21 protein-coding genes are annotated in these 25,310 nt (G+C 70.7%); 12 read left to right on the plus strand and 9 right to left on the minus strand.

Annotated elements, in window-relative coordinates; genetic code table 11:
* Positions 1-28 precede the first annotated feature (28 nt).
* The 4 genes from IEZ08_RS11805 to trpS all read left to right on the plus strand — a co-directional run bounded on the left by IEZ08_RS11805 (position 29) and on the right by trpS (position 5,130).
* Positions 29-2,119, plus strand: a complete 2,091-nt coding sequence (locus tag IEZ08_RS11805) for a DUF6421 family protein (RefSeq protein ID WP_189242132.1) — start codon at positions 29-31, stop codon at positions 2,117-2,119.
* Entirely contained in the window at positions 2,116-2,754 is a 639-nt protein-coding gene (locus IEZ08_RS11810; protein WP_176728434.1) for an SDR family NAD(P)-dependent oxidoreductase, read from the plus strand. Before IEZ08_RS11805 ends, IEZ08_RS11810 begins: the two co-directional genes overlap by 4 nt.
* 71 nt (positions 2,755-2,825) lie before the next feature.
* Positions 2,826-3,890, plus strand: coding sequence for a threonine aldolase family protein (locus IEZ08_RS11815; protein ID WP_203863347.1), 1,065 nt, complete (start codon positions 2,826-2,828; stop codon positions 3,888-3,890).
* Between the two features lie 154 nt (positions 3,891-4,044).
* Positions 4,045-5,130: a tryptophan--tRNA ligase gene (gene trpS, locus IEZ08_RS11820; protein WP_189242133.1), complete on the plus strand. Its 1,086-nt coding sequence runs from the start codon at positions 4,045-4,047 to the stop codon at positions 5,128-5,130.
* A gap of 118 nt (positions 5,131-5,248) precedes the next feature.
* Here trpS and IEZ08_RS11825 read toward each other — a convergent pair whose 3' ends face one another.
* On the minus strand, positions 5,249-5,548 hold the full coding sequence (locus IEZ08_RS11825) for a DUF3467 domain-containing protein (protein ID WP_203863333.1): 300 nt from the start codon (positions 5,546-5,548) through the stop codon (positions 5,249-5,251).
* A 66-nt stretch (positions 5,549-5,614) separates the two neighbouring features.
* A complete protein-coding gene (locus tag IEZ08_RS11830; RefSeq protein ID WP_189242134.1) occupies positions 5,615-6,289 on the minus strand; it encodes a DUF305 domain-containing protein in 675 nt (224 codons plus the stop codon).
* 120 nt (positions 6,290-6,409) lie between these two features.
* Here IEZ08_RS11830 and IEZ08_RS11835 point away from each other — a divergent pair, with 120 nt between their 5' ends.
* Complete coding sequence (locus tag IEZ08_RS11835; RefSeq protein WP_068922474.1) at positions 6,410-7,117, plus strand: thioredoxin-like domain-containing protein; 708 nt, start codon at positions 6,410-6,412, stop codon at positions 7,115-7,117.
* Positions 7,118-7,175: 58 nt separating this feature from the next.
* On the opposite strand, the gene ald is transcribed toward IEZ08_RS11835, so the two are convergent.
* Complete coding sequence (gene ald, locus IEZ08_RS11840; RefSeq protein ID WP_068922475.1) at positions 7,176-8,291, minus strand: alanine dehydrogenase; 1,116 nt, start codon at positions 8,289-8,291, stop codon at positions 7,176-7,178.
* A 306-nt stretch (positions 8,292-8,597) separates the two neighbouring features.
* On the opposite strand from ald, the gene IEZ08_RS39485 reads away from it, so the two are divergent.
* On the plus strand, positions 8,598-9,752 hold the full coding sequence (locus IEZ08_RS39485; protein ID WP_203863334.1) for an excalibur calcium-binding domain-containing protein: 1,155 nt from the start codon (positions 8,598-8,600) through the stop codon (positions 9,750-9,752).
* Between the two features lie 90 nt (positions 9,753-9,842).
* Here IEZ08_RS39485 and IEZ08_RS11850 read toward each other — a convergent pair whose 3' ends face one another.
* The 3 genes from IEZ08_RS11850 to IEZ08_RS11860 all read right to left on the minus strand — a co-directional run bounded on the left by IEZ08_RS11850 (position 9,843) and on the right by IEZ08_RS11860 (position 16,468).
* Complete coding sequence (locus IEZ08_RS11850; protein ID WP_068922477.1) at positions 9,843-11,222, minus strand: NCS2 family permease; 1,380 nt, start codon at positions 11,220-11,222, stop codon at positions 9,843-9,845.
* 37 nt (positions 11,223-11,259) lie between these two features.
* On the minus strand, positions 11,260-13,479 hold the full coding sequence (locus IEZ08_RS11855) for a molybdopterin cofactor-binding domain-containing protein (RefSeq protein ID WP_068922478.1): 2,220 nt from the start codon (positions 13,477-13,479) through the stop codon (positions 11,260-11,262).
* A 94-nt stretch (positions 13,480-13,573) separates the two neighbouring features.
* On the minus strand, positions 13,574-16,468 hold the full coding sequence (locus IEZ08_RS11860; protein ID WP_189242135.1) for an AfsR/SARP family transcriptional regulator: 2,895 nt from the start codon (positions 16,466-16,468) through the stop codon (positions 13,574-13,576).
* A 966-nt stretch (positions 16,469-17,434) separates the two neighbouring features.
* On the opposite strand from IEZ08_RS11860, the gene IEZ08_RS11865 reads away from it, so the two are divergent.
* The 4 genes from IEZ08_RS11865 (at position 17,435) to IEZ08_RS11880 (ending at position 22,125) form a co-directional block, all read left to right on the plus strand.
* Entirely contained in the window at positions 17,435-18,727 is a 1,293-nt protein-coding gene (locus tag IEZ08_RS11865; protein WP_189242136.1) for a helix-turn-helix domain-containing protein, read from the plus strand.
* A 113-nt stretch (positions 18,728-18,840) separates the two neighbouring features.
* Positions 18,841-19,476 (plus strand): copper resistance CopC family protein, encoded by a 636-nt coding sequence (locus IEZ08_RS11870; RefSeq protein ID WP_189242137.1) that lies wholly within the window; start codon positions 18,841-18,843, stop codon positions 19,474-19,476.
* Positions 19,473-21,539: a bifunctional copper resistance protein CopD/cytochrome c oxidase assembly protein gene (locus IEZ08_RS11875; protein WP_203863335.1), complete on the plus strand. Its 2,067-nt coding sequence runs from the start codon at positions 19,473-19,475 to the stop codon at positions 21,537-21,539. The genes IEZ08_RS11870 and IEZ08_RS11875 overlap by 4 nt, the downstream gene beginning before the upstream one ends.
* A 172-nt stretch (positions 21,540-21,711) precedes the next feature.
* Positions 21,712-22,125, plus strand: a complete 414-nt coding sequence (locus IEZ08_RS11880) for a sensor histidine kinase (RefSeq protein WP_189242138.1) — start codon at positions 21,712-21,714, stop codon at positions 22,123-22,125.
* Positions 22,126-22,137: 12 nt separating this feature from the next.
* Here IEZ08_RS11880 and map read toward each other — a convergent pair whose 3' ends face one another.
* Positions 22,138-22,986 (minus strand): type I methionyl aminopeptidase, encoded by an 849-nt coding sequence (gene map, locus IEZ08_RS11885; protein ID WP_189242139.1) that lies wholly within the window; start codon positions 22,984-22,986, stop codon positions 22,138-22,140.
* 45 nt (positions 22,987-23,031) lie between these two features.
* On the opposite strand from map, the gene IEZ08_RS11890 reads away from it, so the two are divergent.
* Complete coding sequence (locus tag IEZ08_RS11890) at positions 23,032-23,211, plus strand: hypothetical protein (RefSeq protein WP_068922484.1); 180 nt, start codon at positions 23,032-23,034, stop codon at positions 23,209-23,211.
* 115 nt (positions 23,212-23,326) lie between these two features.
* Here the strand turns inward: IEZ08_RS11890 and IEZ08_RS11895 are convergent, their stop codons facing one another.
* Together IEZ08_RS11895 and IEZ08_RS11900 are read right to left on the minus strand one after the other, a co-directional pair.
* A complete protein-coding gene (locus IEZ08_RS11895) occupies positions 23,327-23,986 on the minus strand; it encodes a cyclase family protein (protein ID WP_068922485.1) in 660 nt (219 codons plus the stop codon).
* Positions 23,983-24,252 carry a CBU_0592 family membrane protein gene (locus IEZ08_RS11900; protein ID WP_189242140.1) on the minus strand — a complete coding sequence of 90 codons (270 nt, stop codon included), beginning with the start codon at positions 24,250-24,252 and terminating at the stop codon, positions 23,983-23,985. The genes IEZ08_RS11895 and IEZ08_RS11900 overlap by 4 nt, the downstream gene beginning before the upstream one ends.
* 103 nt (positions 24,253-24,355) lie before the next feature.
* Between IEZ08_RS11900 and IEZ08_RS11905 the strand changes: the two genes are divergently transcribed.
* A complete protein-coding gene (locus tag IEZ08_RS11905) occupies positions 24,356-25,309 on the plus strand; it encodes a LysR family transcriptional regulator (protein WP_068922487.1) in 954 nt (317 codons plus the stop codon).
* Position 25,310: the final 1 nt, after the last annotated feature.

The raw sequence follows: 25,310 nt of genomic DNA on the forward strand, positions 1-25,310 counted from the left end.
CTGAGACCTATCTGGAGGAGGATTTGTCGTGAGGGCGTTCCCCCGGGTGCTGTTCGACGAGGCACACAGTGAGTCCTGGACCATCCGGCGGGATGTGGCCGAGACGATGAATCCGGGCCACCCGGACGACAACAGCTACGCCCGCGCCGCCGAGGTGCTGCGCCGCCTGGGACACACCGTCACCGCGCACACCGAGGGTGCCGTCACCCCGGCCGTCCTCGCCGGCGCCGACACCTTCGTGATCGCGCACCCCTCCGGTGACCGCTGGGAGCGCACCACCGGCTCGGGCAGCCCGGTCTTCACCGCCGAGGAGATCGACGCGATCGAGAGTCACGTCGCCGGAGGCGGGGGCCTCGTCGTGCTGGCCGAGTGCGAGCAGGACAAGTACGGCAACAACCTCGCCGATCTCCTCGACGTCTTCGGCGTCAGGGTCGAGCACACCACCGTCCAGGACCCCAGGAACGCCCACAACGGCGTGGCCTCCTGGGTCCTGGGCGTCCCCGGCGAGACGGGCCGCGAGGATCTGCTGGCCGGGGCCCGACGCGCCTGCTTCTACCGGGCCGGGACGCTCACCGCCCCCGAGGGCGCCGCGGTGCTGTTCTCGACGTCCCCCACCGCCGACCCCGCCGGAAGGCCGCTGGCGGTGGCCGTACGGCACGGCGAGGGCCGCGTCGTCGTGGTCGCCGACTCCGACCTGTTCGGCGACGACTCGATCGCCGACTACGACCACGCCGCGCTCTGGGGCAACCTCATCACCTGGGTCTCCCGCATCCCCGCGAAGACCGCACCGGGCGAGGCCGGGAAGACGGGAACGGAGCGGGAGGCGGCGCCGGCGGCCTTCCGGGAGCTCAAGGACGCCGTCGAGCGGCTCAAGCCGCTCCAGGCCAAGGACGGCTCGATCGAGGGCGACCGGGACCTCGCCGTCGCGCTGATCTCCGAGATCGTCGAACGCGTCGCGGCCCTCGCGCCCCGTTTCCCGCACGATGAGGCCTACCTCGCCGCCGTCGTCGCCGACTTCCGCAAGTGGGTCGAGCAGGGTCTCGGCGTGCCCGACTTCCTCGACTCGCTCGACGCCTTCCATCCCGACACCCAGCGGGTCGACGGCCTGGAGCACCTGGTGGTCTTCCCGATGTACACCCAGAACGGCACCACCTCCCGGCACGTCGAGGCCGTGTGGATCCGTACCGTCTGGCCCGAGTGGCTGGCCGAGCTGGAGCGCACCCGCTACGACAACCCGCTGTTCGTGCCGATCGCCTTCGAGGACTTCACCTCCGGCTACGACACCAACTCGGCGGTGCTGTTCCCGGAGACCGTCGCGGTCCGCGAGACCCCGGCCCGCTTCACCTGGGGCGGAATCTTCTGCGACCGGGAGGCCGCCCGGTTCCGCACGGTCAGCCGCGCCGCCGCGGACACGCTGAAGCTGGCGCTGCCGCCGGACGCCGCCCGCCTGCTGGAGTCGCAGGAACTGGCCCAGGACACCTTCGTGCTCTGGGACCTGGTCCACGACCGCACGCACAGCCACGGCGACCTGCCGTTCGACCCGTTCATGATCAAGCAGCGGATGCCGTACTGGCTCTACTCCCTGGAGGAGCTGCGCTGCGACCTGACCGCGTTCGGCGAGGCCGTGCAGCTGGAGAAGGAGGGCGTGCCGCACGCCCGGTACGTCCAGTACGCGATCCTGTTCGACCGGCTCTTCCGCTTCCCGATCACCGGTGACCGGGTCCGCAACTACGACGGCCTCGGCGGCCAGCTGCTCTTCGCCTACCTGCACCGCAACGACGTCGTACGGTGGACCGACAACCGGCTCAGCGTCGACTGGTCCCGGCTCGCGGACGGCGTGGCGGACCTGCGCGGCGAGGTGGAGAAGCTCTACCGCGACGGCATCGACCGCTCCAAGCTCGCCCACTGGCTGGCCGCCCACGAGCTCGTCGCGGCCTACGTCGAGCCGCACCCGGCCTCGGTCTGGGCCCGCGGCGTGGACGCGCTCCCGGTCGAGGGCTTCCCGAAGGCCGTGGTCGACGCGGTGCTGCCCGACGAGTTCCCGCTGAGCATGTTCTACGAGGCCCTGCGCCGTAAGCTCGGCGAGGTCGTCGACTCCACGAAGGGGATCCGAGCATGATCATTCTTGTTGCCGGCGCGGCCGGCCCCGCGGGTCAGGCGGTCGTGCGCCGCTTCGCGGACAAGGGGCACACGGTCATCGGCGTCGACAAGTCGGGCGCCGACGGGACGCTCCCCGTCGACCTCCTGGACTTCGACGCGGTCAAGAAGCTCGCCGCGGACGTCCAGGCCGAGCACGGCCGGGTGGACGGCCTGGTGCACCTGGTCGGCGGCTGGCGCGGGTCGAAGACCTTCGCCGAGACGAAGCTGGAGGACTGGGCGCTCCTGCACGACCTGCTGGTACGGACCCTCCAGCACGTCACGCTCGCCTTCGAGCCGCTGCTCAGGGCGGGCGGGCGCGGCCGGTTCGCGATCGTCTCCGCCAAGGCCGCCGAGCGCCCCACCCAGGGCAACGCGGCGTACGGCACCGCCAAGGCCGCCGCCGAGGCGTGGACCCTGGCCTTCGCCGACGCCCTGGAGGGCACCGGCTCCACCGCGAACATCCTGGTCGTCAAGGCACTCGTGCACGAGGGCATGCGCGCGGCCAACCCGGAGAAGACGTTCCCCGGCTTCACCGACGTCGACGACCTCGCGGCGGCGATCGAGGGCCTGTGGGACACCGACGTCAACGGAACCCGAATGGACCTCACCCAGTGACAGACGCAGCACCCGCCGCCGTGACCGGCTCCGGTTCCCCGACCGGCCCGGCCGGCGTCCCGGCCGGGACCGTGACCGACGCGGTCCGCAGGCACGATCCGGCGGTCAAGGGCTTCGCCAGCGACAACTACGCCGGGATCCACCCGGAGGTCCTCGCCGCGATCGCGCTCGCCAACGGCGGCCACCAGACCGCCTACGGCGACGACGTCTACACCGAGGCGCTCCAGGACGTCTTCCGCAGGCACTTCGGCCCGGCCGCCGAGGCCTGGCCGGTCTTCAACGGCACCGGCGCCAACGTGGTCGCGCTGCGCGCCATGACCGCCCACTGGGAGGCCGTGGTCTGCGCCGAGTCGGCGCACATCCACACCGACGAGGGCGGGGCGCCGGAGCGTACGGCCGGGCTCAAGCTGCTGCCCGTCGCCACCCCGGACGGCAAGCTCACCCCCGAGCTGATCGACCGGCAGGCGTGGGGCTTCGGCGACGAGCACCGCGCCCAGCCCAGGGTCGTCTCGATCACGCAGACCACCGAGCTGGGCACGCTCTACACCCCGGAGGAGATCAGGGCGATCTGCGAGCACGCCCACGGCCTGGGCATGCTCGTCCACCTCGACGGGGCACGGGCGGCCAACGCCGCGGCCGCGCTGGACGTGCCGCTGCGCGCGTTCACCACGGACGCGGGCGTGGACGTGCTGTCCTTCGGCGGCACCAAGGCCGGGCTGATGTTCGGCGAGGCCGTCGTCGTGCTCAACCCCGAGGCCGTGCGGGGCCTGCGCTACCTGCGCAAGAGCGCGATGCAGCTCGCCTCCAAGATGCGCTTCGTCTCGGTGCAGTTCGAGGCGCTGCTCGCCGGGGACCTGTGGCTGCGCAACGCCCGCAACGCCAACGCGATGGCGCGGCGGCTGGCCGACGCCGTCCGGGACATCCCAGGCGTGCAGATCCCGCGCCCCGTCCAGGCCAACGCGGTCTTCGCGATCCTCCCGCCCGAGGTCACCGAGCGGCTGCAGAAGCGCTTCCGCTTCTACACCTGGAACGAGGCGACCGGCGAGGTCCGCTGGATGACCGCGTTCGACACCACCGAGGCCGACGTCGACGCCTTCGCCGCCGCCGTCGCCGAGGAGATAGCATTGTCCGCATGAGCCACCGCAGTACGGGTCTGTGGCGGGCCGCCTCCCGGCGGACCCGCTAGCCAGCCCAGCCTGCGCAGAGAAAACGGCCGCCGTTCACCGGCGGCCTTTTTCGTTCTCCCGCGGCCGGTGATCCGGCGGTCCCTCCATCCCGAAGGGACGCACGATGACATCGACGACAAGCCAGACGACAAGCCAGACGACAAGCCAGACGGAGATCCGGACGGGGATCCAGGCGGACATCCGGACGGGGACCCGGGCCGCGGAGAGACCCGGAGGGCGGGCGGGGACCACGCGCGTCTTCTCCGCCTTCCAGGCGACCGGCCGCCTGACGCTCGGCAACTACCTCGGCGCGATCCTGCCCGCCGTACGGCTCCAGGACGAGGCCGCCTGCGTCTACGCCGTCGCCGACCTGCACGCCCTGACCGTCAGGCACGACCCCGCGGTCCTGCGGGCCCGGACCCGTGAGGTGGCGGCCCTGCTGCTCGCCTGCGGGCTGGACCGCTCCGTGCTCTACCTGCAGTCGCGGGTGCCCGCGCACACCGAGCTGTCCTACCTGCTGGAGAGCACGGCCTACGAGGGCGAGATGCGCAGGATGATCCAGTTCAGGGAGAAGTCGGCGGCGCAGGAGGAGGTACGGCTCTCGCTGCTGACCTACCCCGCGCTGATGGCCGCCGACATCCTGCTGCACCGCGCGGACCTCGTGCCGGTGGGGGAGGACCAGCGCCAGCACATGGAGCTCACCCGCGACCTGGCCCTGCGCTTCAACCGCCGGTACGGCGAGACCTTCGTCGTCCCCGAGGCCGTGTATCCCCGGGTGGCCGCCCGGGTCATGGACCTGGCCGTGCCCACCGCGAAGATGAGCAAGTCCAGCGCCTCGGAGGCGGGGACGGTCTACCTGCTCGATCCTCCCGCCGACATCCGGCGCAAGATCATGCGGGCCGTGACCGACTCCGGGAACGAGGTCCGTTACGATCCGGCGGGCAAGCCGGGGGTCTCGAATCTGCTCGCCCTGCTCGCGGCCTGCTCGGGCAGGCCGGTGGAGTCGCCGGTCCACAGTTCGTACGGCGCGCTGAAGAAGGACACGGCCGAGGCCGTGATCGAGGCGCTGGCGCCGGTCCGGGAACGTTTCGCGGTTCTGTCCGCCGACCCGGCGGAGCTGGACCGGATCCTCGCCGCCGCGGCGGCCCGGGTGACCGAGGAGACCTCCGGCCTGCTGGCCGCCGCCCGCCTGGCCATCGGCCTGGCGTGAACGCCTGGTGGTGACCCTGGCCTGGCGTGAACGCCTGGTGGTGACCCTGGCCTGGCGTGAACGCCTCGTGCGCGGCCCCGGGGCCTGCGGCTTGCGCGCCGCGAGGGTCCCGGGGCCGTCAGTGCTTGCTCCCGGTCTCGTTCTCGTACTGGGTGAGCTGCTGTTCCAGCGCCTTCATCAGTTCGAAGACCTGGCTCGGGGGGATGCGGATCCGGCTGACGATCCGGGTCGGCACGCTGACGAAGGGCTGTCCCGACGACGGGTCGTTGGCGAGCTGCGGCGGTCGGGTGATCACCGCGAAATCTAGGACGAAGCCATCCTGGGTATGCCATACCGAGGCGAAGTTGGCATACTGCCCCATCTCAACGTCGGCGGAGATACTCACCTCCAGGCGGTTCTCCGGCTCGTCGTTCACCATGTGAGTCTCCTCCGGCCAGGCCGTCCCCACGCTCCCGGCCGGGACCCGGCCACGGACGCTCAGGCACTATTCAAGAATGGACGGCAGCGGCTGGGCACCCCGCTGCTTGAGCATGTCAGTCATAAGTTTGATCTCACCGCTCTGCGTGTTGACGATGTGCCGGGCCATCGTTACCACCTCGTCGCGTTCGGAGAGGTTCAGCAGGGCCTGGGCCATCTGCACGCCGCCCTCGTGATGGCGGATCATGAGCTGGAGGAAGAGGATCTCCTTGTCCTTCCCGGAGGCCTCGCGGAGCCGCTTGAGCTCCTCCTCGCTCGCCATGCCGGGCATCGTGGACGGTGTCCCGGTGCCGGCGGCCGGCGTCCCGGCGCCGCCGCCGTGGCCGTGGCCGGCCATCCACGCCATCGGCGGCCTCTCGCCCGCCTGGTTGAGCTCCCACTGCTGCAGCCAGCCCATGAACATGCCGCGCTGGGCGGTCTGGGTGATGATGATGTCGTAGGCGAGCGTCCGCAGTCTCTCGTCGGTGCTGCCGTCCCGCGTGATGAACGACATCTGCACGGCCTGGGAGTGGTGGACGGCCATGTCGCGGGCGAACCCGGCCTCGGCGGAGGCTTCGGTCGGCTCGCCGTCCCGGCCCAGCACGAGCAGCAGGACGACGGCCAGGACCAGGCAGCCCAGCACGGCGCCCAGCATCGTCAGTCGCCGGGATCGCCGCGGGTAGTCTTCAATGGGTTCTTCCATTACCCGCCAAGCCTACTCACCTGGAGAACGGCGCGAGGTCACGCACCGAGTGCCCCTTATTCTCCCTATACGGCGGTAGGGCATAAGGTAACCCGAAGTTGCATGCCGGCCGGAGGAGCGATGACGAAGGACAAGACGCAGGCGAGGCGCGAGCACCTCGCCAAGATGCGTGCCCAGCAGAAGGCCAAGGAGCGCAGGACGACGCTGATCATGTGGGGCGTCGGCGGCACGGTCATCCTCCTGATCGTCGGGCTGGTCGGCTTCTACCTGGTCAGGCAGTCCAAGTTGACGTCGCTGGACGCCGTCGTCAGCGCGAAGTACCCCGGGAGCCTCCACGTCCCGACCAAGGTCACCTACAAGGAGACCCCGCCGATGGGCGGGGAGCACCACGAGGTCTGGCAGAACTGCGGGATCTACGACGCGCCGATCAACAACGAGAACGCCGTCCACTCGATGGAGCACGGCGCCGTGTGGATCACCTACCAGCCCGGCCTGCCCAAGGAGCAGGTGGACACCCTCAAGGAGTTCGCCTCCAGCGACTACATGCTCCTGAGCCCGTACCCCGGCCTGCCCAGCAAGGTCGTGGTCAGCTCCTGGAACAAGCAGCTCAGGCTGGACGGCGCCGACGACCCGCGCCTGCCGAAGTTCATCCAGAAGTTCAAGCAGGGTCCGGAGACGCCTGAACTCGGCGCGTCCTGCACCAGCGACCTGACCACCACCACCGCCGAGAACCCGATCCCGGAGGCCAGCCCGACGCCGACCGGGAGCCCCGCTCCCAGCGGCAGCCCGACCACGGAACCCGAGGCGTCTCCGTCGCCGACCTCCTGACGTCCCCCCCGGCCGGGGAGATCGGCCCGGCCAGGGGAGATCAGGTCCGGCTGGAAGGTCAGGCCAGCACCTGCTCCAGGGGCACCGCCTCCAGCCCGTGCGCCTCGGCCACGGGCTGGTTGGTCAGGTGCCCCTCGTGCGTGTTCAGGCCCAGGGCGAGCGCGGGATCGCCGCGCAGCGCCTCGCGCCAGCCCAGCTCGGCGATGGCCAGGGCGTAGGGCAGCGTCACGTTGGTCAGCGCGTAGGTCGAGGTGTGCGGCACCGCGCCCGGCATGTTGGCCACGCAGTAGAAGAGCGAGTCGTGGACCTGGTAGGTCGGCGCGGCGTGCGTGGTCGGCCGGGAGTCCTCGAAGCAGCCGCCCTGGTCGATGGAGATGTCCACCAGGACCGAGCCCGGCCGCATCCGGGAGACCAGGTCGTTGCTCACCAGCGTGGGGGCCTTCGCCCCGGGCACCAGCACCGCGCCGATGACCAGGTCGGCGCCGAGGACCGCGCGCTCGACCTCGTAGCTGTTGGACGCGACCGTCTGGCAGTGCCCCCGGTAGACGACGTCGGCCTGGCGGAGCCGGTCGATGTTCTTGTCCAGCAACACGACCTCGGCGTGCATGCCCAGGGCGATGACGGCGGCGTTCATCCCGGACACCCCGGCCCCGATGATCACCACGTTGGCCGCGTGCACACCCGACACGCCGCCCATCAGCACACCGCGCCCGCCGCCCTGCCGCATCAGGTGGTAGGCGCCCACCTGCGGGGCGATCCGCCCGGCGACCTCCGACATCGGGGCCAGCAGCGGAAGGAAGCCGCCCGGGGTCTGCACGGTCTCGTAGGCGATGCCGGTGACACCGGAGTCGAGCATGGCCCGGGTGCACGCCTCGGAGGCGGCCAGGTGCAGGTAGGTGAACAGAACCTGCCCCTTGCGCATCCGGTGGTACTCCTCGGCGACGGGCTCCTTCACCTTCAGGACGAGGTCGCCCTCCGCCCACACGTCGTCGGCTCTGTCCAGAATGGTCGCCCCCACGCTCTCGAAGTCGGAGTCGGGGATCGACGATCCGACGCCGGCGCCTCTCTCGACGAAGACGTGATGCCCCTGCCGGACGAACTCGTGGGCGCCGGCAGGCGTGAGGGCCACGCGATACTCATGGTTTTTGACCTCGCGGGGAACTGCGATCTTCACAACCCCTCCAGGGTTCGCCTGTGTCCTCTTCACTCTGCGTTCCCGGGGAAGGGCTCACCATGCACAAGCTGGAAGGAATCGAGCGTCTCTCGTGACAGCCTGTCAATCCTGGCCGTCGAGCGTGTTTTCTGAGGCCGGACTTGACCGCTCGATTACCGGCTCCTTGCATAGATCGGTAGGCTCGCCGCCAGCACACGTGAGGGATGCTGGTATATGACGATGGAGATGCACGCGGGGCCGGGCGGACCGCCCGAGCCCCAGGGAGCTCCACCGGGCCCCTCCGGCCGTCCGCCGGAGCCTCAGGGCTTGCCGCCCGTCTCCCCGGGGGAGACGCGACGCCTGCCCGCCTCTCCGGCGGAGCCGCAGCGCCCACCGCTCTCCCCGCGGGAGCCGCAGGGTCCTCCTCCGGGGCCGGGCGCCCCGCCGGGCGCGGGGGAGCCGTGGCAGGGACCGCCCGGCGAGCCGAGAGCGAGCCGGGTCACCACCGTCGCGCTGATCGTCGCCCTGGTGCTCGCGGTCCTCGTCACCGGCGTGCTCGGCACCATCGCGGTGCTCATGACACGCAACCCCGACATGCCGCTCGGCTCCCCGCCGCCGCGGAAGCTGGCCGTCCCCATCCACTTCGCCCCGGTCACCGGGACGCAGCAGGGAGCCTGCGCGACCCCCGACAGCTACCCCGACGACGCCGGGCAGGTCTGCTACACGGTCGCCCCGGGAGTCGAGATCGCCGCGGTACAGAAGATCGAGGCGGTCCGGGAGAGCAGCGGCGCCTACTCGGTCCGCATCGTCTTCGCGCCCGCGTCCCGCGACCAGATCAGCAGCGTGACCGAGGAGGCGGACGGGCAGCAGCTCGCGATCGTGGTGGGCGGCAGGGTCGTGGCGGCCCCGCGCGTCGGAGAGGTGATCACCGAGGACAGCATGCGGATCTCCGGCTCGCTCACCAAGGAGCAGGCGGATGCCATGGTCGTCCGGCTACGCGGGGGTACGGCGGCGCCCGGCACCTCCGGCACTCCCGGCACCTCCGGCACTCCCGGTACGGCCACCGCCGGCCCCGGTCTCCAGCCGCCGGCCGTCAACCCGACGGCGACCGCGCCGGCCCTGGTGCCGACGGCGTCCGCTCCCGTGGCCACGCCCCCGGCGACTCCCGGCACGGGTGCCACGCCCCCGGCGACTCCCGGCACGGGCGCCACGGCCCCCGCCGTACGCCCGACGACCACCCCCACGGGCACCACCGCTCCCACCGCGCGTCCCACCACGAACCCCACGGGCGCCGGATCGACGCCCACGACGAGCGGCCGCCCGATCCGCACCGGCGGCCCGGGCACCGACCCCCGGTACCCCACCTGCAAGGAGGCGTTCGCCCAGGGCTACGGCCCGTACCACAAGGGCACCCACGCGGAGTACCACTGGTACACCGACCGGGACAGGGACGGGGTCGCCTGCGACTCCGGCGACATGTGAGCGGGCCGCGTCCGCATCGCCGCCGGCGCGCCCGGACGGAGCGTCTCCGCGCGGATGAATCCGGGACCGATTCGGTGGTGTCCGGAGGCGTCAGCCACCGATGAAGGCTTCTATGCCCTCGATGCAGAAGAAGATCACGAAGAGGCCCGCCACCGCGTAGAGGAGGGGGTGGACCTCCCGCCATCTGCCGGTTCCCGCTTTGATCACTACGTAGGTGACGATGCCGCTGCCCAGGCCGGTGGTGATGGAGTAGGTGAACGGCATCAGCACGATCGTGAGGAACGCCGGGATCACGATGGTCAGGTCGTCCCAGGGCACGTTCTTGGCCTGGGTCATCATCAGGGCGCCCACCAGTACCAGCGCGGGCGCCGCCGCGGCGGCCGGGACGATCTGTGCGATCGGGGTGAACAGCAATGTCAGGGTGAACAGGGCGCCGGTGACCAGGGAGGCGAGGCCGGTTCTGGCGCCCTCGCCGACTCCGGCAGCCGATTCGACGAAGACCGTGCCGGCGGAGGCGCTGCAGAGTCCGCCGACCGCCCCGGCCGTGCCGTCCACCGTCAGGATGGTGCCCAGCCGGGGGACCCGGCCCTGCTCATCCACCAGCCCGGCCTCGTCGCTGACCCCGATGACGGTCCCCATCGCGTCGAAGAACCCCGACAGCACGAGGGTGAACAGCACGATGGTCGCGGTCACCGCACCGGCGGTGGCGAACCCGCCGAACAGGTCGACCTGGCCGATCAGCCCGAAGTCCGGCGCGGCCACCACCGTCTCCGGCATCCGGGGGACCACCACGCCCCAGGACGCCGGGTCGATCGTCGCCGTCGAGTTGACCACCACCGCCAGCACGGCGGTGACCGCGATGCCGATCAGGATGGCCGCGGGGGTCCGCCGTACGTGGAGCACGATCATCAGCAGCAGGCCGAAGCAGAACAGCGTGACCGGCCAGCCCGACAGGTGCCCGGTCGTGCCCAGTTGCACGGGCGTGCCCTCGCCCCGCGCCACGAATCCGGCGTCCACCAGGCCGATCAGTGCGATGAACGTGCCGATCCCGACGCTGATCGCGTGCTTCAGCGGCAGCGGGATGGCGTTCATGATGAGCCGGCGGAGCCCCGAGACGGCCAGCAGCACGATCACCAGGCCCTCCAGCACCACCAGTCCCATCGCCTGCGCCCAGGTCATGTGCGGTGCGGCCTGGTAGGCGACGACCGCGTTCAGCCCCAGCCCCGCCGCCAGCCCGAACGGCGCGTTGCCGGCCACTCCCATGAGGATCGTGCTGATCGCCGCCGCGAGGATGGTCGCCGTGGTGAGCTGCGGGATCGACAGCTTCGCCCCGGTGACGTCGGTCGCCCCGCCCAGGATGATCGGGTTGAGCAGGATGATGTAGGCCATCGCCATGAACGTCGTGAGGCCGCCCCTGACCTCACGGCCGACCGTCGTGCCGCGCGCCGACAGCTCGAAGAACCGGTCCACGGATCCCCCTTCTCACACGTGGGGGATCGGTCGCCTCCTACCCGTTCAGGGCGATGTCATGGGGGCGGATCGGCACCCGGGGCAGTTCCAGGCCGGTCGCGGCCCGTACGGCGGCCGCCACCGCCGGGGTGGACGACAACGTGGGCGGCTCGCCCGCGCCGCGCAGGCCGTACGGCGCGTGCGGATCGGGGTTCTCCAGGATCGAGATCTTCATCGGCGGCATGTCGAGGACGGTGGGGATCAGATAGTCGGTGAACGACGGGTTGCGCACCTTCCCGCCGGAGACCTGGATCTCCTCCATCAGCGCCAGTCCCAGCCCCTGCGCCGAGCCGCCGTGGATCTGGCCCTCCAGCGCGATCGGGTTCAGGATCTTCCCGACGTCCTGCACCGCCGCCAGCTCCACCACCTTGACCAGGCCCAGTTCCACGTCCACGTCCACCACCGCCCGGTGCACGCACAGGGCGAGCTGGGTGTGCGAGTCGCCCTGCCCGGTCACCGGGTCCATCGGGAAGGTCGGCCGGTGGCGGTAGACCCGGGTCTCCTCGATCGGCCCGGTGCGCTCCAGGACGCCGGCCAGCGACGATCCGTCGGCCCGCAGCTTGTCCAGCCGCTCCCGTACGGCCTCGCACGCGGCCCGGACCGCGCCGCCGGTGACGTACGACTGCCGGGAGGCCGAGGAGGAGCCCGCCGAGCCGACCGCCGTGTCGGCCGTGGCCACCGTCACCCGGTCGATTCCGAGCTCGGTCCGGGCGATCTGCTCCTGGACCGTCACCAGCCCCTGCCCGACCTCGGCTGCCGCGGTGTGCACGAGCACGTGCGGCTCGCCGCCGAGCAGCTCCACCCGGACCCGGGCGGTGGAGTAGTCGTCGAAGCCCTCGGAGAAGCAGATGTTCTTGATGCCCACGCCGTAGCCGACGCCGCGCCGTACCCCCTCGCCGCGGGTGGCCTGGGAGACGCCGCCGGGCATGTCCAGCAGGTCGTCCCCGCTCTCGGGCGGAAGCGGCATCGCGGCGAGCTCGCGGAGCATGCCGGCCAGCGGCGCGGGAGAGTCGATCACCTGCCCGGTGGCCAGCCGTGAACCCTGGGAGACGGCGTTGCGGACCCTGATCTCGACCGGGTCCAGGCCGCACGCCTCGGCCAGCCTGTCCATCTGCGACTCGTAGGCGAAGCACGCCTGGACCGCGCCGAAGCCGCGCATCGCGCCGCAGGGCGGGTTGTTGGTGTAGACGCCGTAGGCGTCGAGGTGGATGTTGCCGACCTCGTACGGCCCCACCCCGAGCGAGGCGGCGTTGCCGACGACGGCGGGTGAGGAGGAGCAGTAGGCGCCGCCGTCGAGGAGGATCTCCGCCTTGACGTAGACGAGTCTCCCCTCGCGGGTCGCGCCGTGCTCGTAGCGCATCCGGGCCGGATGCCGGTGCACGTGCCCGAAGAACGACTCCTCCCGGCCATAGACGATCTTCACGGGGCGGCCGGTGCGCAGCGCCAGCATGCACGCGTGGACCTGCATGGACAGGTCCTCCCTGGCACCGAACGCGCCGCCCACCCCGGCCAGCGTCACCCGTACCTTCTCGGCGGGCAGGCCCAGGCACGGCGCGATCTGGTCGCGGTCCACGTGCAGCCACTGGGTGGCGACGAACAGGTCCACCCCGCCGTCCTCGGCCGGTACGGCCAGGCCGGACTCGGGCCCCAGGAACGCCTGGTCCTGCATGCCGACCTCGTACTCGCCGGTGACCACGACGGGCGCGGAGAACTCCGCGACGTCGAGACCGACCCGGACGGGCTGATGGCGCAGCACGTTGCCGGAGTCGTGGACCCGCGGGCAGTCCGGGTCGAACGCGGCCCGGCGCGGATCGGTCACCGCCTCGCGGACCTCGTAGTCCACCGCGATCGCCCGCGCCGCCCGGCGCGCCCGTTCCGGATGGTCCGCGGCCACCAGCGCCACCGGCTCACCCTGGTAGCGGACCCGGTCGACGGCGAGCACCGGCTGGTCCCTGCGCTCCAGGCCGTAGAACTTCTCACCCGGCACGTCCTCGTGGGTGAGCACGGCGAACACGCCCGGCATCGCCAGCGCGGGGCCGATGTCGATCGAGCGGATCCACGCCGACGGGTGCGGGCTGCGCAGGGTCGCGCCCCAGATCATGTCCGGGAGGTACAGGTCGGAGGAGTAGGCGAACTCGCCCGTCACCTTCAACACCCCGTCGGACCGGAGCACGCTGTCCCCGACGCCCTGGCTCCGCCGTGTCTCGGTCTCGCTCATCTCAGCAGTACATCAAGCCGCCCCCCGGGGGCGCCACGGCAGACACCGCGAAACGCGCCCTTCGGCGTTGGCGACTGTTGCGGTCACCCCGCGTTCAGGTCCCCCGGGCGGCGAGGACGGCCTTCTCCTCCTCCAGGGCCTCCTGCTCCACCACGTCGTTTCCGGTGGCGCGGGAGAGCGCGAGGGTCTGCGCCAGGTAGTCCGCGGTGCGGTCGAGCTCGCCGAGGAGCCGGCAGGAGCGGGCGAGACCGAGCAGGAAATGCGGCTCGGCGACGGGCATCTTCGCGGCCCGCACGATGGTGAGTCCTCTCTCGTAGCAGGTCTTGGCCGATACGGGGTCTTCCAACTCGAGATGGACGTCGCCCAGTGTCTCGAATAACCAGCCCTCCTGGGTGACGGTGGTGGACTCGCGGTATTCGGTAAGCGCTCTCTCCAGCACCGTCCGTGCCTGGTCGAGTTCCCCGAGACCTTGATACGCCCAGCCGATCATGCTCATCGCATACTGCTCGCCTACGCGGTACCCGAGTAGGCGACATGTATCCTGCTGGGCCTCCGCGTAGCGGATGGCCTCCTGGTACCGGCTCATCGCAATGTGCGTATGGGCAAGACCGCCCAGCGCCCGCTGCTCGCCGTGCGGATCGGAGAGTTCGCGCGACAGGGCCAGCAATTTCTCGAAGTGAAGTGCCGCGTCAGAGTGACGATAGGAAAGGACGAAGGCGATGGCGAGGTGGTACCGCCCGATCGATTCCACTTCGCGATCGCCCATCAGCTCGCCTGTGGCGGCGAGCTGATGGGCGATCGTAAGAAGATCTGCCCGAGAGCCGGCGCTGTGAAGGTGCCAGAAGATTTCCAGGGCCAGAGTGAACCCGAGGCGTACGGCCTTCTCCTCGCTGGATGCGATGCCCTGGGAGGCAGCGGACAGGAGATTGGCCCGCTCTCGTTTCAGCCACTCGTAAGCTTGCTCGCCGGACGAGAGCGGGGCGGGGGCGGCACCGATTTCGAGCTCCGGTACGGTGATGCTGCGTTGCTGTCCGGACAGCTTCATGGCCGTACGCGCCGTCGCGGTGTAAGCCTCTAGCGCTCTGCCGAGACCGCCGAGACGGGACTCCGGGTCTTCTTGAATGGCCTGTTCTCGTGCGAAGAGCCGTACGAGGTCGTGCAGCCGGTATCTCCCGGGCTCGTCGCACTCGACGAGATGGGCGTCCACCAGCCGTTCCAGGGCCCGCTCCGCGAGCTCGACAGGGCCGTCCAGCAGGGCCGCCACGACGTACGGCGTCACGTCGGGCACCTCGAGCATGCCGATCAGGCGCAGGGCCCGGGCCGCCGTCCGGTCCAGGGAGGTACCGCCGGAGAGCAGGTCATAACTGACCGCCAGACTGGAGCGGACCGCGACGTCGCCCGCCTCCAGCTCGTGCAGGCGCCGCCGCTCGTCCTCCAGCCGTTCCACCAGGGCGGACACCGCCCAACCCGGCCGGTTCGCCAGCCGGGCGCCCACGATCCCCACGGCCAGGGGCAGCCCTCCGCACAGGTCGAGCAGCCTGCCCGTCGCCCGGGCGTCCATGGCGGCGCGTTCGGCGCCCACCAGCTTGGCGAACATCGCTGCCGCCTCGGCCCGGCGCAGCCGTCCGATCCACATCCGGACGCAGTCGTCGACCAGGGCGAAGCTCTCCCGGCTGGTGGCGAGGATCGCGTTGCCCTCGGGCACCGACAGCAGAGGGCGGATCTGGGCCAGGTCCGCGGCGTCGTCCAGCACGACGAGGGTCTGGCGGCCGTGGAGGAGGCTGCGCCACATGGCCGCGGCCTGGTCGACGTCGTCCGGTACGGCGTGCGGGGGAGTGCCCAGGTCCCGCAGGAAACGGCCGAGCACGTCCAGTGGCTCCAGCCTGCGGATGCCCGGGGTCGCCCCGTGCAGGTTGGCGTAGAGCTGCCCGCCGGGGAAGAAGCCGGCGACCGCGTGGGCGGCCCGGACGGCCAGTGCGGACTTGCCCGACCCCGGAGCCCCGGTGATCGCGACCACGTGGTGCGGCCGGGCGCCGTCCCAGGGGGCGAGCAGCGATCGCAACCGGACGAGCTCCTCCACCCGGCCGACGAAGCCGGTGAGATCGCGCGGCAGCTGCCGCGGTGGGGCGGCTCCGTCGGGAGACGGCGGACCGGCCGGATCCGGCACGGGAACGGCGGAGCCGGACGGTACGGATGTCGCGGAGTTCGTGGAGCCGCCAGGAACGTGTGCCGCGGAGTTCGTGGAACCGGCGGCGAGAATGCTCCGGTGGAGTTCCCGGATCGCCTCGCCGGGGTCCAGGCCGGCCTCCTCGGCGAGGGTCTTCCTGAGCTGTTCGTAGGCGCGCAGCGCCGCGGGACGGTCCCCCGAGAGATGGAGCGCGTGCATGAGTCGTCCCCAGAGGCGCTCGTTCAGCGGGTGGGCCGCGGCCTCCGGGCGCAGCCTGGCAACGGCCTCCACATGCCTGCCCATGCCGAGCTGCAGCTCGACGAGTTCTTCCACCGCCCCCAGGCGTTCCTCTGCCAGACGTCTCGCGGCCTCGTCGAGCCACAGGCTTCCCCGGGCGTCCTGGAGAGGCTCACCGCGCCACAGGTCGAGGGCGTATTCGAGGTGATGGCAGGCGGTCTCCGCGCTGTCGTCACGTGCCGCCCTCCTGCCGCGCCGTACATGGTCACGGAAGGTGAGCAGGTCCAGTTCGCCGCCATGGAGTTCGATGAGGTATCCGGTCCCGTGGGTCTTGATCGGCGCCGAGCGGGGGGCTTCCGGAGAAAGGAGTCTCCGGAGCGCGTAAATGTAGGTTTTGAGGTTTCGGTCGGCGGAAGGGGGAGGAGCGTCATCCCACAGTGCCTGCGTCAGACGGTGGCCGGGGACGGGGACGTCGGCGCTGAGGAGGAGCGTCGCCAAGAGCTGACGGTGTTTGCGGCGCCGGACGAGGATGATCTCGCCGTCGGCGGGCGACACCGTCATGTTGCCCAGCATCGAAAATCTCACGGATCTAGCCTCGGATAACAGTGGCGCGAGCCATCCCGAATACTGCTAAATGAGAGTTATGAGGCTATCTGCGGAAGATTCGGAGATCAAGGTGTGATCTGGAAAGGTGCGATTTCGCGCAATGTATTATGCGTGTATCTCCGCGGTCGACGGAGGGCTTTGGCGGGCCTGAAAGCCCGTCGGCAAACGCGTTCCGCCGGAGTGCGGGGATCGGCCCCGCGCGGGGTGCCGGGCGGCGGACGCCGGCCTTGCGCGGTCCCCCTGCTCGCGGGGGCGGTTGTCGATCACCAGGTGAAGCATGGGCACCCCGCCTCCGGATGGCCGCTTCGCTGTCGTCGATTCCATCGGAGGGAACCGCGCGGGCGGCCGCTCCCGCTGATCCCCCGGAAGGGGGTTTGCGCATCAGGTAACCGCGCTGACCGTGTGCCGTCCCGCTCTTGTGCTGAGCTTCAGAATTTGGTTTTCTTGCTCTACGTGCTTATGCGTGAACATGAGCTGTAGTGAGCGGGGTGATCGGGACAGTCGATGTGCTGGTGGGGGCCACTCGCACTTGGCGACTGATCGTTGGACGTTGAGGTGACCCGGGTGACCCGGTGTTTGGAAAGGGCAGTGGTGTTGACGCATGCGCTAACCACTGTGGCAGTTAACGCATGCGCCGATCGTGCTTCTTCGGGCATGCTGAGTCAGAGGCCGGAATTTAGACGTGACCCTGATAGGCAAGCCCGTGGAGCGTGTTTCTTCTGCGTGTGTCAGCTCTTGATCACGCAGGGCCGTTCCAAGGGCCACTGTACTGAACACTGGCCTGAGAGGCCGAGGGGGCAGACGAATCGGCGCTGGCGGTCGTAGCATTGGCCGTGACGGCCAACGCCGTCGTGAACAAGACAGCCAGGGCAGACATGGCAAGTCGACGCACGGGGGACTCCTGTCGTAGGTTCTGCTGCTCAACAACATCTTTCTAGGGGTAACGTGACTGGTCAAGACTTGGTCGGGCAGCGTATTAAGGCCGTGCGACGTCAGCGTGGCCTCTCCCAAGCGCAGCTCGCTCATCCCGAACTTTCTGACAGTTACGTCTCTCTTATTGAGAGCGGCAAGCGCACTCCGACTCCGGCCGTGCTGGAGCTGCTCGCCGCGAAGCTCGACTGCTCGCTCACCTACCTGATCAACGGCGTGACGGCCGAGCAGATGCAGGAGATCGAGCGGAGCCTGAGCTACGCGCAGCTGGCCATGGAGAACGGCGAGGTCGTCGAGGCGCGGACTCGTTACAGGGAACTGCTCGCCGACAACGGCCTCGCCGGTCTGCCCCAACTGAAGCAAGATGCCGAATACGGGCTGGCACTCGCCTCCCAGGCCTGCGGTGACCTGGATGCGGCGATCACCCTGCTGAACAGGCTGCGGCACGATGACGCGGCGCGGATGTCGCCCGAGCGGCACATCGACATCGTGACGGAGCTGTCCTTGTGTTACCGCGAACAAGGCCAGCTGGCGCAGGCGGTGCAGGTCGTGGAAGAGATCCTGGGAGGGAGCGTCCGGCCTGCGTGGACGGACGGCCTGGTCAGGCTCGGAGCACAGCTCCTCACCGCGTACATCGACCGGGGCGACCTGCTCCGCGCCGGGCATTTCTCCGCTGAACTGCTTGCGGCCGCCGAGCTCCTCGGTACCCCGAAGGCCCTCATCATGGCGCACTGGGGGGCCGCGATCCTGGCGGTGGAGACCGGACGGGGTGACGAGGCGGTGGTTCACATCGAGCGGGCCGTCGCCATCCACTCCGAGTACGAGAACCCTCGTCGTCAGGGACGGCTCCGTGGTGACTACGCCCAGGTCATGCTGTACGTCCGCCCCGCAGAGGCCGCCAGGTGGAGGGATCTGCTGGTCCGAGTGGAGAACGAGCTCGCGGAGAGCTCCGCCAACTCGATGGACAAGATGCGCTGCGCGATGAGCCTGGCTCGTGCGGAGTTCCTGATCGGCGACCTCCAGCGTGCTAAGACCCATATAGAGGCGGTCTGCGGCATGCTCGACGGAATGCCCAAGGATCTGCAGGCGGACGCCCGCCTCCTGGCCGGCCAGATCTTCGCGGCACTCGGCAGGCAGGAGGAAGCGGTGCGCGAGCTCACGGAGGCGACCGAACTGCTGGAGCCGTTGCCGACCACCCGGTTCACCACTCAGTCCTGGATGACCGCCGCGCAGATCCTGGAGCGGGTCGACGAGACCGACCGCAGCGTGGAGGCCTACCAGCGGGCGCTGGCCTGCGTGGGCCTGTAGCCCTTCCGGCCCTCGGGGAAGTCCCCGCGCGCCGGGGAAGTCCCCGCGTCGGGGACGTCTCCGGGAGACGGGGGGCGGGACCGGGGTGTGCTCTCGGTAGCCTTGGGGGTGCCATGAAGACTTCCCCATTCGCGGCCGCCCTGACGCTGCTCGCCGCCCTCGTCCTCAGCACGGTCCCCGCCGCGCCGGCCCTCGCCCACGACACGCTCAAAAGCAGCGACCCCGCCAAGGGGAAGAAGGTCGAGGACCTGGAGCGGGTGAAGCTGACGTTCACCGCCTCGGTCCGCTTCCCGAAGGTCGTCGTGCGCTCCGCGGACGGCACGCCGTACCAGGACGGCAGGCCCGCCTCCGACGGTCCCGTGGTGACCCAGGAGGTCAAGCCGGATCTCCCGCCGGGCGAGTACGTCATCGCCTATCGGGTGGTCTCCTCGGACGGCCACCCGATCGAGGGGGAGATCCCCTTCACCCTGACCGGGAGCCCGGCCCCGAGCGCGACCCCGAGCGCGGTCTCGCAGACGCCCGGTGCGAGCCGGAGCGCGAGCCCGGATGAGAACGCGGCCGGTGCGGCGACCCCCGAGCCGACCCCCGAACCTGAGGTCTCCGGGAGCCCGGTGCCGCTCACCCCGGCTCCGGCGGCGGACGGGAAGGACTCCGGCGGCGTGCCCGGCTGGGCCTGGATCGTCGTCGGCGGCCTGGGCGGCGTCGGCATCGGGATGTTCCTCAGCATGCGCAACAAGAAGCAACCGTGAGCGCCGCGGAGCAGGGCGGGACCGGCCGGGCCGGGAAAGCCGAACGGGACACGACCCGGGACGGGACCGGGCGGACGGTGCGGCTGGCGCTGGCGGGCGCCGGAGCCGCCGTCGCCGCGCTGGTGATCTCGATGATCGCCACCGGGACCGCGGCCCCCCGGATCATTCCCGGGCTGTCCGACGAGGGGGCGCTCACCCGGTGGGGACTGCCCCTGGCCAAGCTGGCGATGGACGCCGCGGGCGTGCTCACCGTCGGCGCGCTGCTGGCCGCCGCGGTCTTCCTCCCCAGCGACAAGGGCCTGCTGGGCAGGCCCGCGCAGGCCTATGTCAGGGCCGCCTCGTGGCTGGCGCTCGGCTGGGCGGGCGCCGCCGTGGTCACGATGGTCTTCAGCCTGTCCGACGTGCTCGGCATGCCCGTCACCGACGTGCTCGGCGGCGACGAGCTGACCAGTTTCGCCAGTCAGGTGTCGCAGGGCATCGCGCTCACCCTGGTCGTGCTGTTCGCGGTGGCCATCGCGCTGTTCTCCCGGGGGGCGATCACCGTCGGGGCCGCGGGCGGCCTGCTCGTCCTCGCCCTGGTGACGATGCTCCCGCCCGCGCTGACCGGGCACTCCGCCTCCTCGCCCAACCACGACCTGGCCACCACAGGCGTGGCCGTTCACCTGGTGGTCCTGGCGCTGTGGGTGGGCGGGCTCGCCGTGCTGTGCGCCCACGCGCTGCGCGGGCAGCCGTACCTGGAGGTCGCCGCCACCCGGTTCTCCTCGATGGCGCTGTGGTGCTTCATCGGTGTGGGACTGTCGGGCCTGTTCAGCGTGGTGGCCCGGCTCACCTCGGTCTCCGAGCTGTTCACCTCCGCCTACGGGGCGCTGCTGCTGGCCAAGACCGCGGCCTTCGCGCTGCTCGGGGTCGCCGGCTGGTGGCACCGGCGGCGGACCCTGCCCCTGCTCGCCGCGGGCGGATCCGGACCCGGCGCGTTCATCCGCTTCGCCGCCGGCGAGATCGTGATCATGTTCGCGGCCGTCGGGCTGGCCGTCGCCCTCTCCCGTACGGCGCCGCCGCCGGCGATCCTCCCCGCCGACCGGGCCTTCGAGCTGCTGGGCTACTCCATGCCGCCGGAGATCTCACTGGCGAACCTGGCCTCGCTGTGGTGGCTCGACCTGTTCTCGGGCACCCTGGCGGCCCTGCTCGGCGGGCTCTACCTCGCCGGGGTCCGGCGGCTGGTCAAGCGGGGCGACTCCTGGTCGTGGGGCCGTACGGCGGCGTGGTTCACCGGCGTGCTGATCCTCGTCGTCGCCACCCAGAGCGGCGTCGCCCGCTACGCCAAGGTGCTGTTCAGCGTGCACATGATCGAGCACATGACGCTGTCCATGCTGGTCCCGATCTTCCTGGTGCTCGGCGCTCCCGTCACCCTGGCCCTGCGCGCGCTCAAGCCCGCCGTGCGCCGGGGCGACCGGGGTCCCCGCGAGTGGCTGACCACGATCCTGCACAGCCGGTTCGTCCGCGTCGTCGGCCACCCGGCGATCGCCACCGCGATCTTCATCGGCTCCACCTACGTGCTGTACTTCACGCCGCTGTTCGCCGCGGCGATGGAGGAGCACCTCGGGCACATCGCGATGACGGTGCACTTCCTGCTCAGCGGATGCCTGTTCTTCTGGGTGATCATCGGTGTGGACCCGGCGCCGCACCAGCTGCCCCACGTGGCCCGGCTGATCGTCCTGTTCGTCACCATGCCCTTCCACGCGTTCTTCGGCATCGCGCTGATGAACATGGGCACCGTCCTGGCCTCCGACTGGTACGACCAGCTCGGCCGTACCTGGGGGGCGTCCGCGCTCGCCGACCAGCAGGACGGCGGGGCCATCGCCTGGGGCTTCGGGGAGATCCCGACGCTGATCGTGTTGATCGCCCTGGCCTTCCAGTGGTGGCGCGACGACGATCGCAAGGCCCGGCGGGCCGACCGCCGCGCCGACGCCGCCGCGGCGCGGACCGGAGGCAGTGGAGATGCCGAGCTCGATGCGTACAATGAGTATCTGGCCAAACTCAATAAGCGAAATCGCGCCGAGTAGCGCGACAGCTACGGCCTCCTATCCTCGGTCCGCTGCTTCCATCTCCTCCCGGTAGCCTTCTCAAGGGGGTATGGGCATCGCCGCAGCGTTCCATCGGTGTCACGCACCGCGCTCGTCCACGTGCTCGGCTGGGGATCAGCGACCGTCACGTGCCCATCAGGAAGGTTGAGGAGTGTCCGAAGAACTTCGCATACGCGAGGGAAGGAGCCTCGCCCAAGCCCTCGAGGAGCACCTCGCCGACTGGTCGGGGCGTACCGGGGTCAGCGTGGAGATCTGGGCGCTTCCCACTCATGACGCGCCTCCCCGTCTCGCCCGGGCCGTCCTGGCCACCCTGGGCGAGGCGCTGTCCAACGTCGAACGGCACAGCGGGGCCAAACTCGTCTCGATCGCCGTCACCCTCGGCTCCAGCGGCCTGCGCATGACGGTGAGCGACCACGGCCGCGGGTTCGCCGGTCCGGCCGAGGGACGGGGCATCAGCGCCATGCGGGTCCATCTGAACGAGGCCGGGGGCACGCTCAGCGTCAACGGGGTGCCCGGCGGGGGCACCACCGTCACCGCCGTGGTGCCCTGGAATCGCAGAGACTAGCCGGCCGGCGGCTCAGGGGAGCGTCAGGATCTCGTGGCCGGTCTGGGTGACCAGGACGGTGTGCTCGAACTGGGCGGTGCGCCTGCGGTCCTTGGTCACCGCGGTCCAGCCGTCCGGCCAGATGTCGTATTCGATCGTGCCGAGCGTCAGCATGGGCTCGATGGTGAACGTCATGCCGGGCTCCAGGGTGACCGCCAGCGACGGATCGTCGTAGTGCGGGACGATCAGGCCGGAGTGGAACGTCGTGCCGATGCCGTGACCGGTGAAGTCGCGGACCACACCGTAGCCGAACCGCTTGGCGTAGGCCTCGATGACCCGGCCGACCACGTTGAGCTGCCGGCCCGGGGCGACGGCCTTGATGGCCCGGGCGGTGGCCTCGCGGGTGCGCTCGACGAGCAGGCGTGACTCCTCGTCCACCTCGCCGACCAGGAAGGTGGCGTCGGTGTCGCCGTGCACACCCCCGATGAAGGCGGTGATGTCGACGTTGACGATGTCGCCGTCGCGCAGGACGGTGTCGTCCGGGATGCCGTGGCAGATCACTTCGTTGATCGACGTGCACAGGGACTTCGGGTAGCCCCGGTAGCCGAGGGTGCTCGGGTAGGCGCCGTGGTCGAGGAGGAACTCGTGACCGATCCGGTCGAGTTCGTCGGTGGTGACGCCGGGTGCCACGTGCCGCCCCACCTCCTCCAGAGCCTGGGCGGCGATCCTGCCGGCGACCCGCATCCGCTCGATGATCTCGGGGGTCTTGACGTCGGGCTCACCGGTTTTCGGGGTTTTCTTCCCGACGTACTCCGGCCGCTGGATGTGGGCGGGGACTTTACGCATGGGCGAGATTCGCCCGGGCTGGAGCACTGTCGTCATGGTTTCCAAGTCTAGTTGCGGTTTCCGCAGGGCAGGATTGTCGGTATGGGTGATCAGTGGTGGTTCTGCCTGAAGCACATGGCTGTCGAGCCCGAGAAGGGCTGTCCCAACAAGGATCGCATGGGCCCCTACGAGACACGGGAGACCGCGGCCAACGCGTTGAAGACCGCGGCCGACCGCAACAAGAAGTGGCAGGAGGCCGACCGGGAGTGGAACGACGGCTGACGGCCGGGACCCGGCGGCTGACGGCCGGGACCCGGCCCGCGGGGGCTCTCGGTCCCGTCACCCGCGAGCCGGCCGGTCCGGTCCGGTCCGGCCGAGCCGGTCCGGTCGGGAGACCTCAGGCGTCGATGACCGCGTAGGCCCGTACCGGGAAGGTGCCCAGCCCCGCCACCATCGGCGGGGTGGCGTGGAAGCGGAACCCGGTGTCCGGGAGCGCGGCCAGGCCGGTCATGTGCTCCACGATCGGGATGCCCGCACCGAGCAGCAGCGTGTGCGCCGGGCGGGGCCCGCGCGGCGGGGTGTCGTCGATGTTCAGCGTGTCGATGCCGACCAGCGCCGGCCCCGCCTCCGCCAGCCACCGCGCGGCCTCGGGCTCCAGATAGGGGTGGCCGTGCAGGTAGGCCTCGGTGCCGAAGTGCCGGTCCCAGCCGGTGTGGACGAGCACGGCCTTGCCCCGCACGTCCAGTCCGGTCAGCAGGTCCGGGCCGACCGAGCGCAGGCCCTCGGCGCGCACGACCAGTCCGGGCAGGTCGGCCATCGCCTCCAGCGGCACGCCGGACAGGTCCGGGCCGTCGGGGTAGCGGTGGTAGGGCGTGTCGAGGTAGGTGCCGGTGTTGGCGACCAGCTCGATGCTGCCGATGTGGAACTCGGTGCCCGGCGCGTAGACCTCGCGCGAGGCCTCCCGGCTCAGGTGCACGCCCAGCCGGGGCCCGGGGATCCCCGGGTAGGTGACCATGCCCTCGGTGATCCGGTGGCTCAGCTCGACCAGCCGCCTCATGGGACGTTCACCGCCTTCTTGCCGGAGCGGGCCGAGATCAGCCTGGTGATGGACACCACGCCGATCGCCGCCCAGATGATGTTGAGGATGGCCGAGGGCCAGGCGTCGTGGTAGGCGGTACTGATCATCAGGGCGATCGAGCCGAAGAGATTGATCACCTGGTACGGCATGCCGTCCCCGGCCATCCGGGACGCCGAGACCATGATGTAGCCGTACAACATGGTCGCGGCGCCGGCCCAGCCGAGCAGGTCGATGGAGAGCGTCACGAACTCACGCTCCGGTGCGGGAGGAAATCATGGCACCATGATCCCGGGCCCCTTGTCTGAAGGGCAAGTAAAGTTTCCTTCAGTTCGTCGTAAGCTGAGCTGTATGGAAATCGACCCCCGGCGGCTCCGGGTGCTGCACGAGGTCGCCCGTCGCGGTGGCGTCATGCGCGCGGCGGAGGCGCTCCACCTGACCGCCTCCGCGGTCTCCCAGCAGCTCGCCCTCCTGGAGCGGGAGGTCGGGCTCGCGCTCATCGACCGCTCCCAGCGCCGCGCCGCCCTCACCCCGGCCGGGCGGGTGCTGGCCGGGTACGCCGAACGGGTCGAGGAGGAACTGGCCGAGGCTCGCCGGGAGCTGACCCGTTTCACCGGGCGCCTGTCCGGGCCGGTGTCCGTCGCGGCCTTCCCCACCGTCATCAGGCATCTGCTGGTGCCCGCGCTGGCCACGCTCGCCGAGCAGCATCCCCGCCTCGAACCGCGCATCGTCGAGCTGTACGGCGCCGCCGCGCTGGAGGAGCTCCGGCTCGGCGGCGTGGATCTCGTCATCACCGAACACGACGCCGACGCGCCCGTCCAGGAGCGGCCGTCGCTCGTCCCCCACCGGATCCACGTGGACGAGTACCGGATCGTGGTGCCTGCGGGCTGGGCGCAGGACCGGACGGGGATCCCGCGCGACATGGCGGACCTCGCGGACGTGCCCTGGATCGCCGGGCCCGCGGGCCAGGCGTGCGGTCACGCCCTGGACCGGCTGGCCGCGCTGCACGGCTTCACCCCGCGCCGGGTCCACGTGATCGAGGAGTTCCCGCCCGTCCTGGCCCTGGTCGCGGCGGGCCACGGGGCGGCGATCGTGCCCTCCCTGGCGCTGCTGGAGGTTCCGGCCGGCGAGGTGGCGGTCACCTCCATCCCCGGGGTCGGCGCGCGCCGGCTCGATGCGGTGACCCGCGTCAGCCGGACCCGCTCCGGAGAGCCGGACCCGGTGCAGGCCGTGGTCGTCGCCGCGCTCCGGGAGGCCGCCGACGGCCTGGCCGCCCGGCTCGGCGAGCACTGGGCACCGCGATAGC

The organism is Planobispora rosea (assembly GCF_014648175.1).
GTDB classification, from domain to species: domain Bacteria; phylum Actinomycetota; class Actinomycetes; order Streptosporangiales; family Streptosporangiaceae; genus Planobispora; species Planobispora rosea.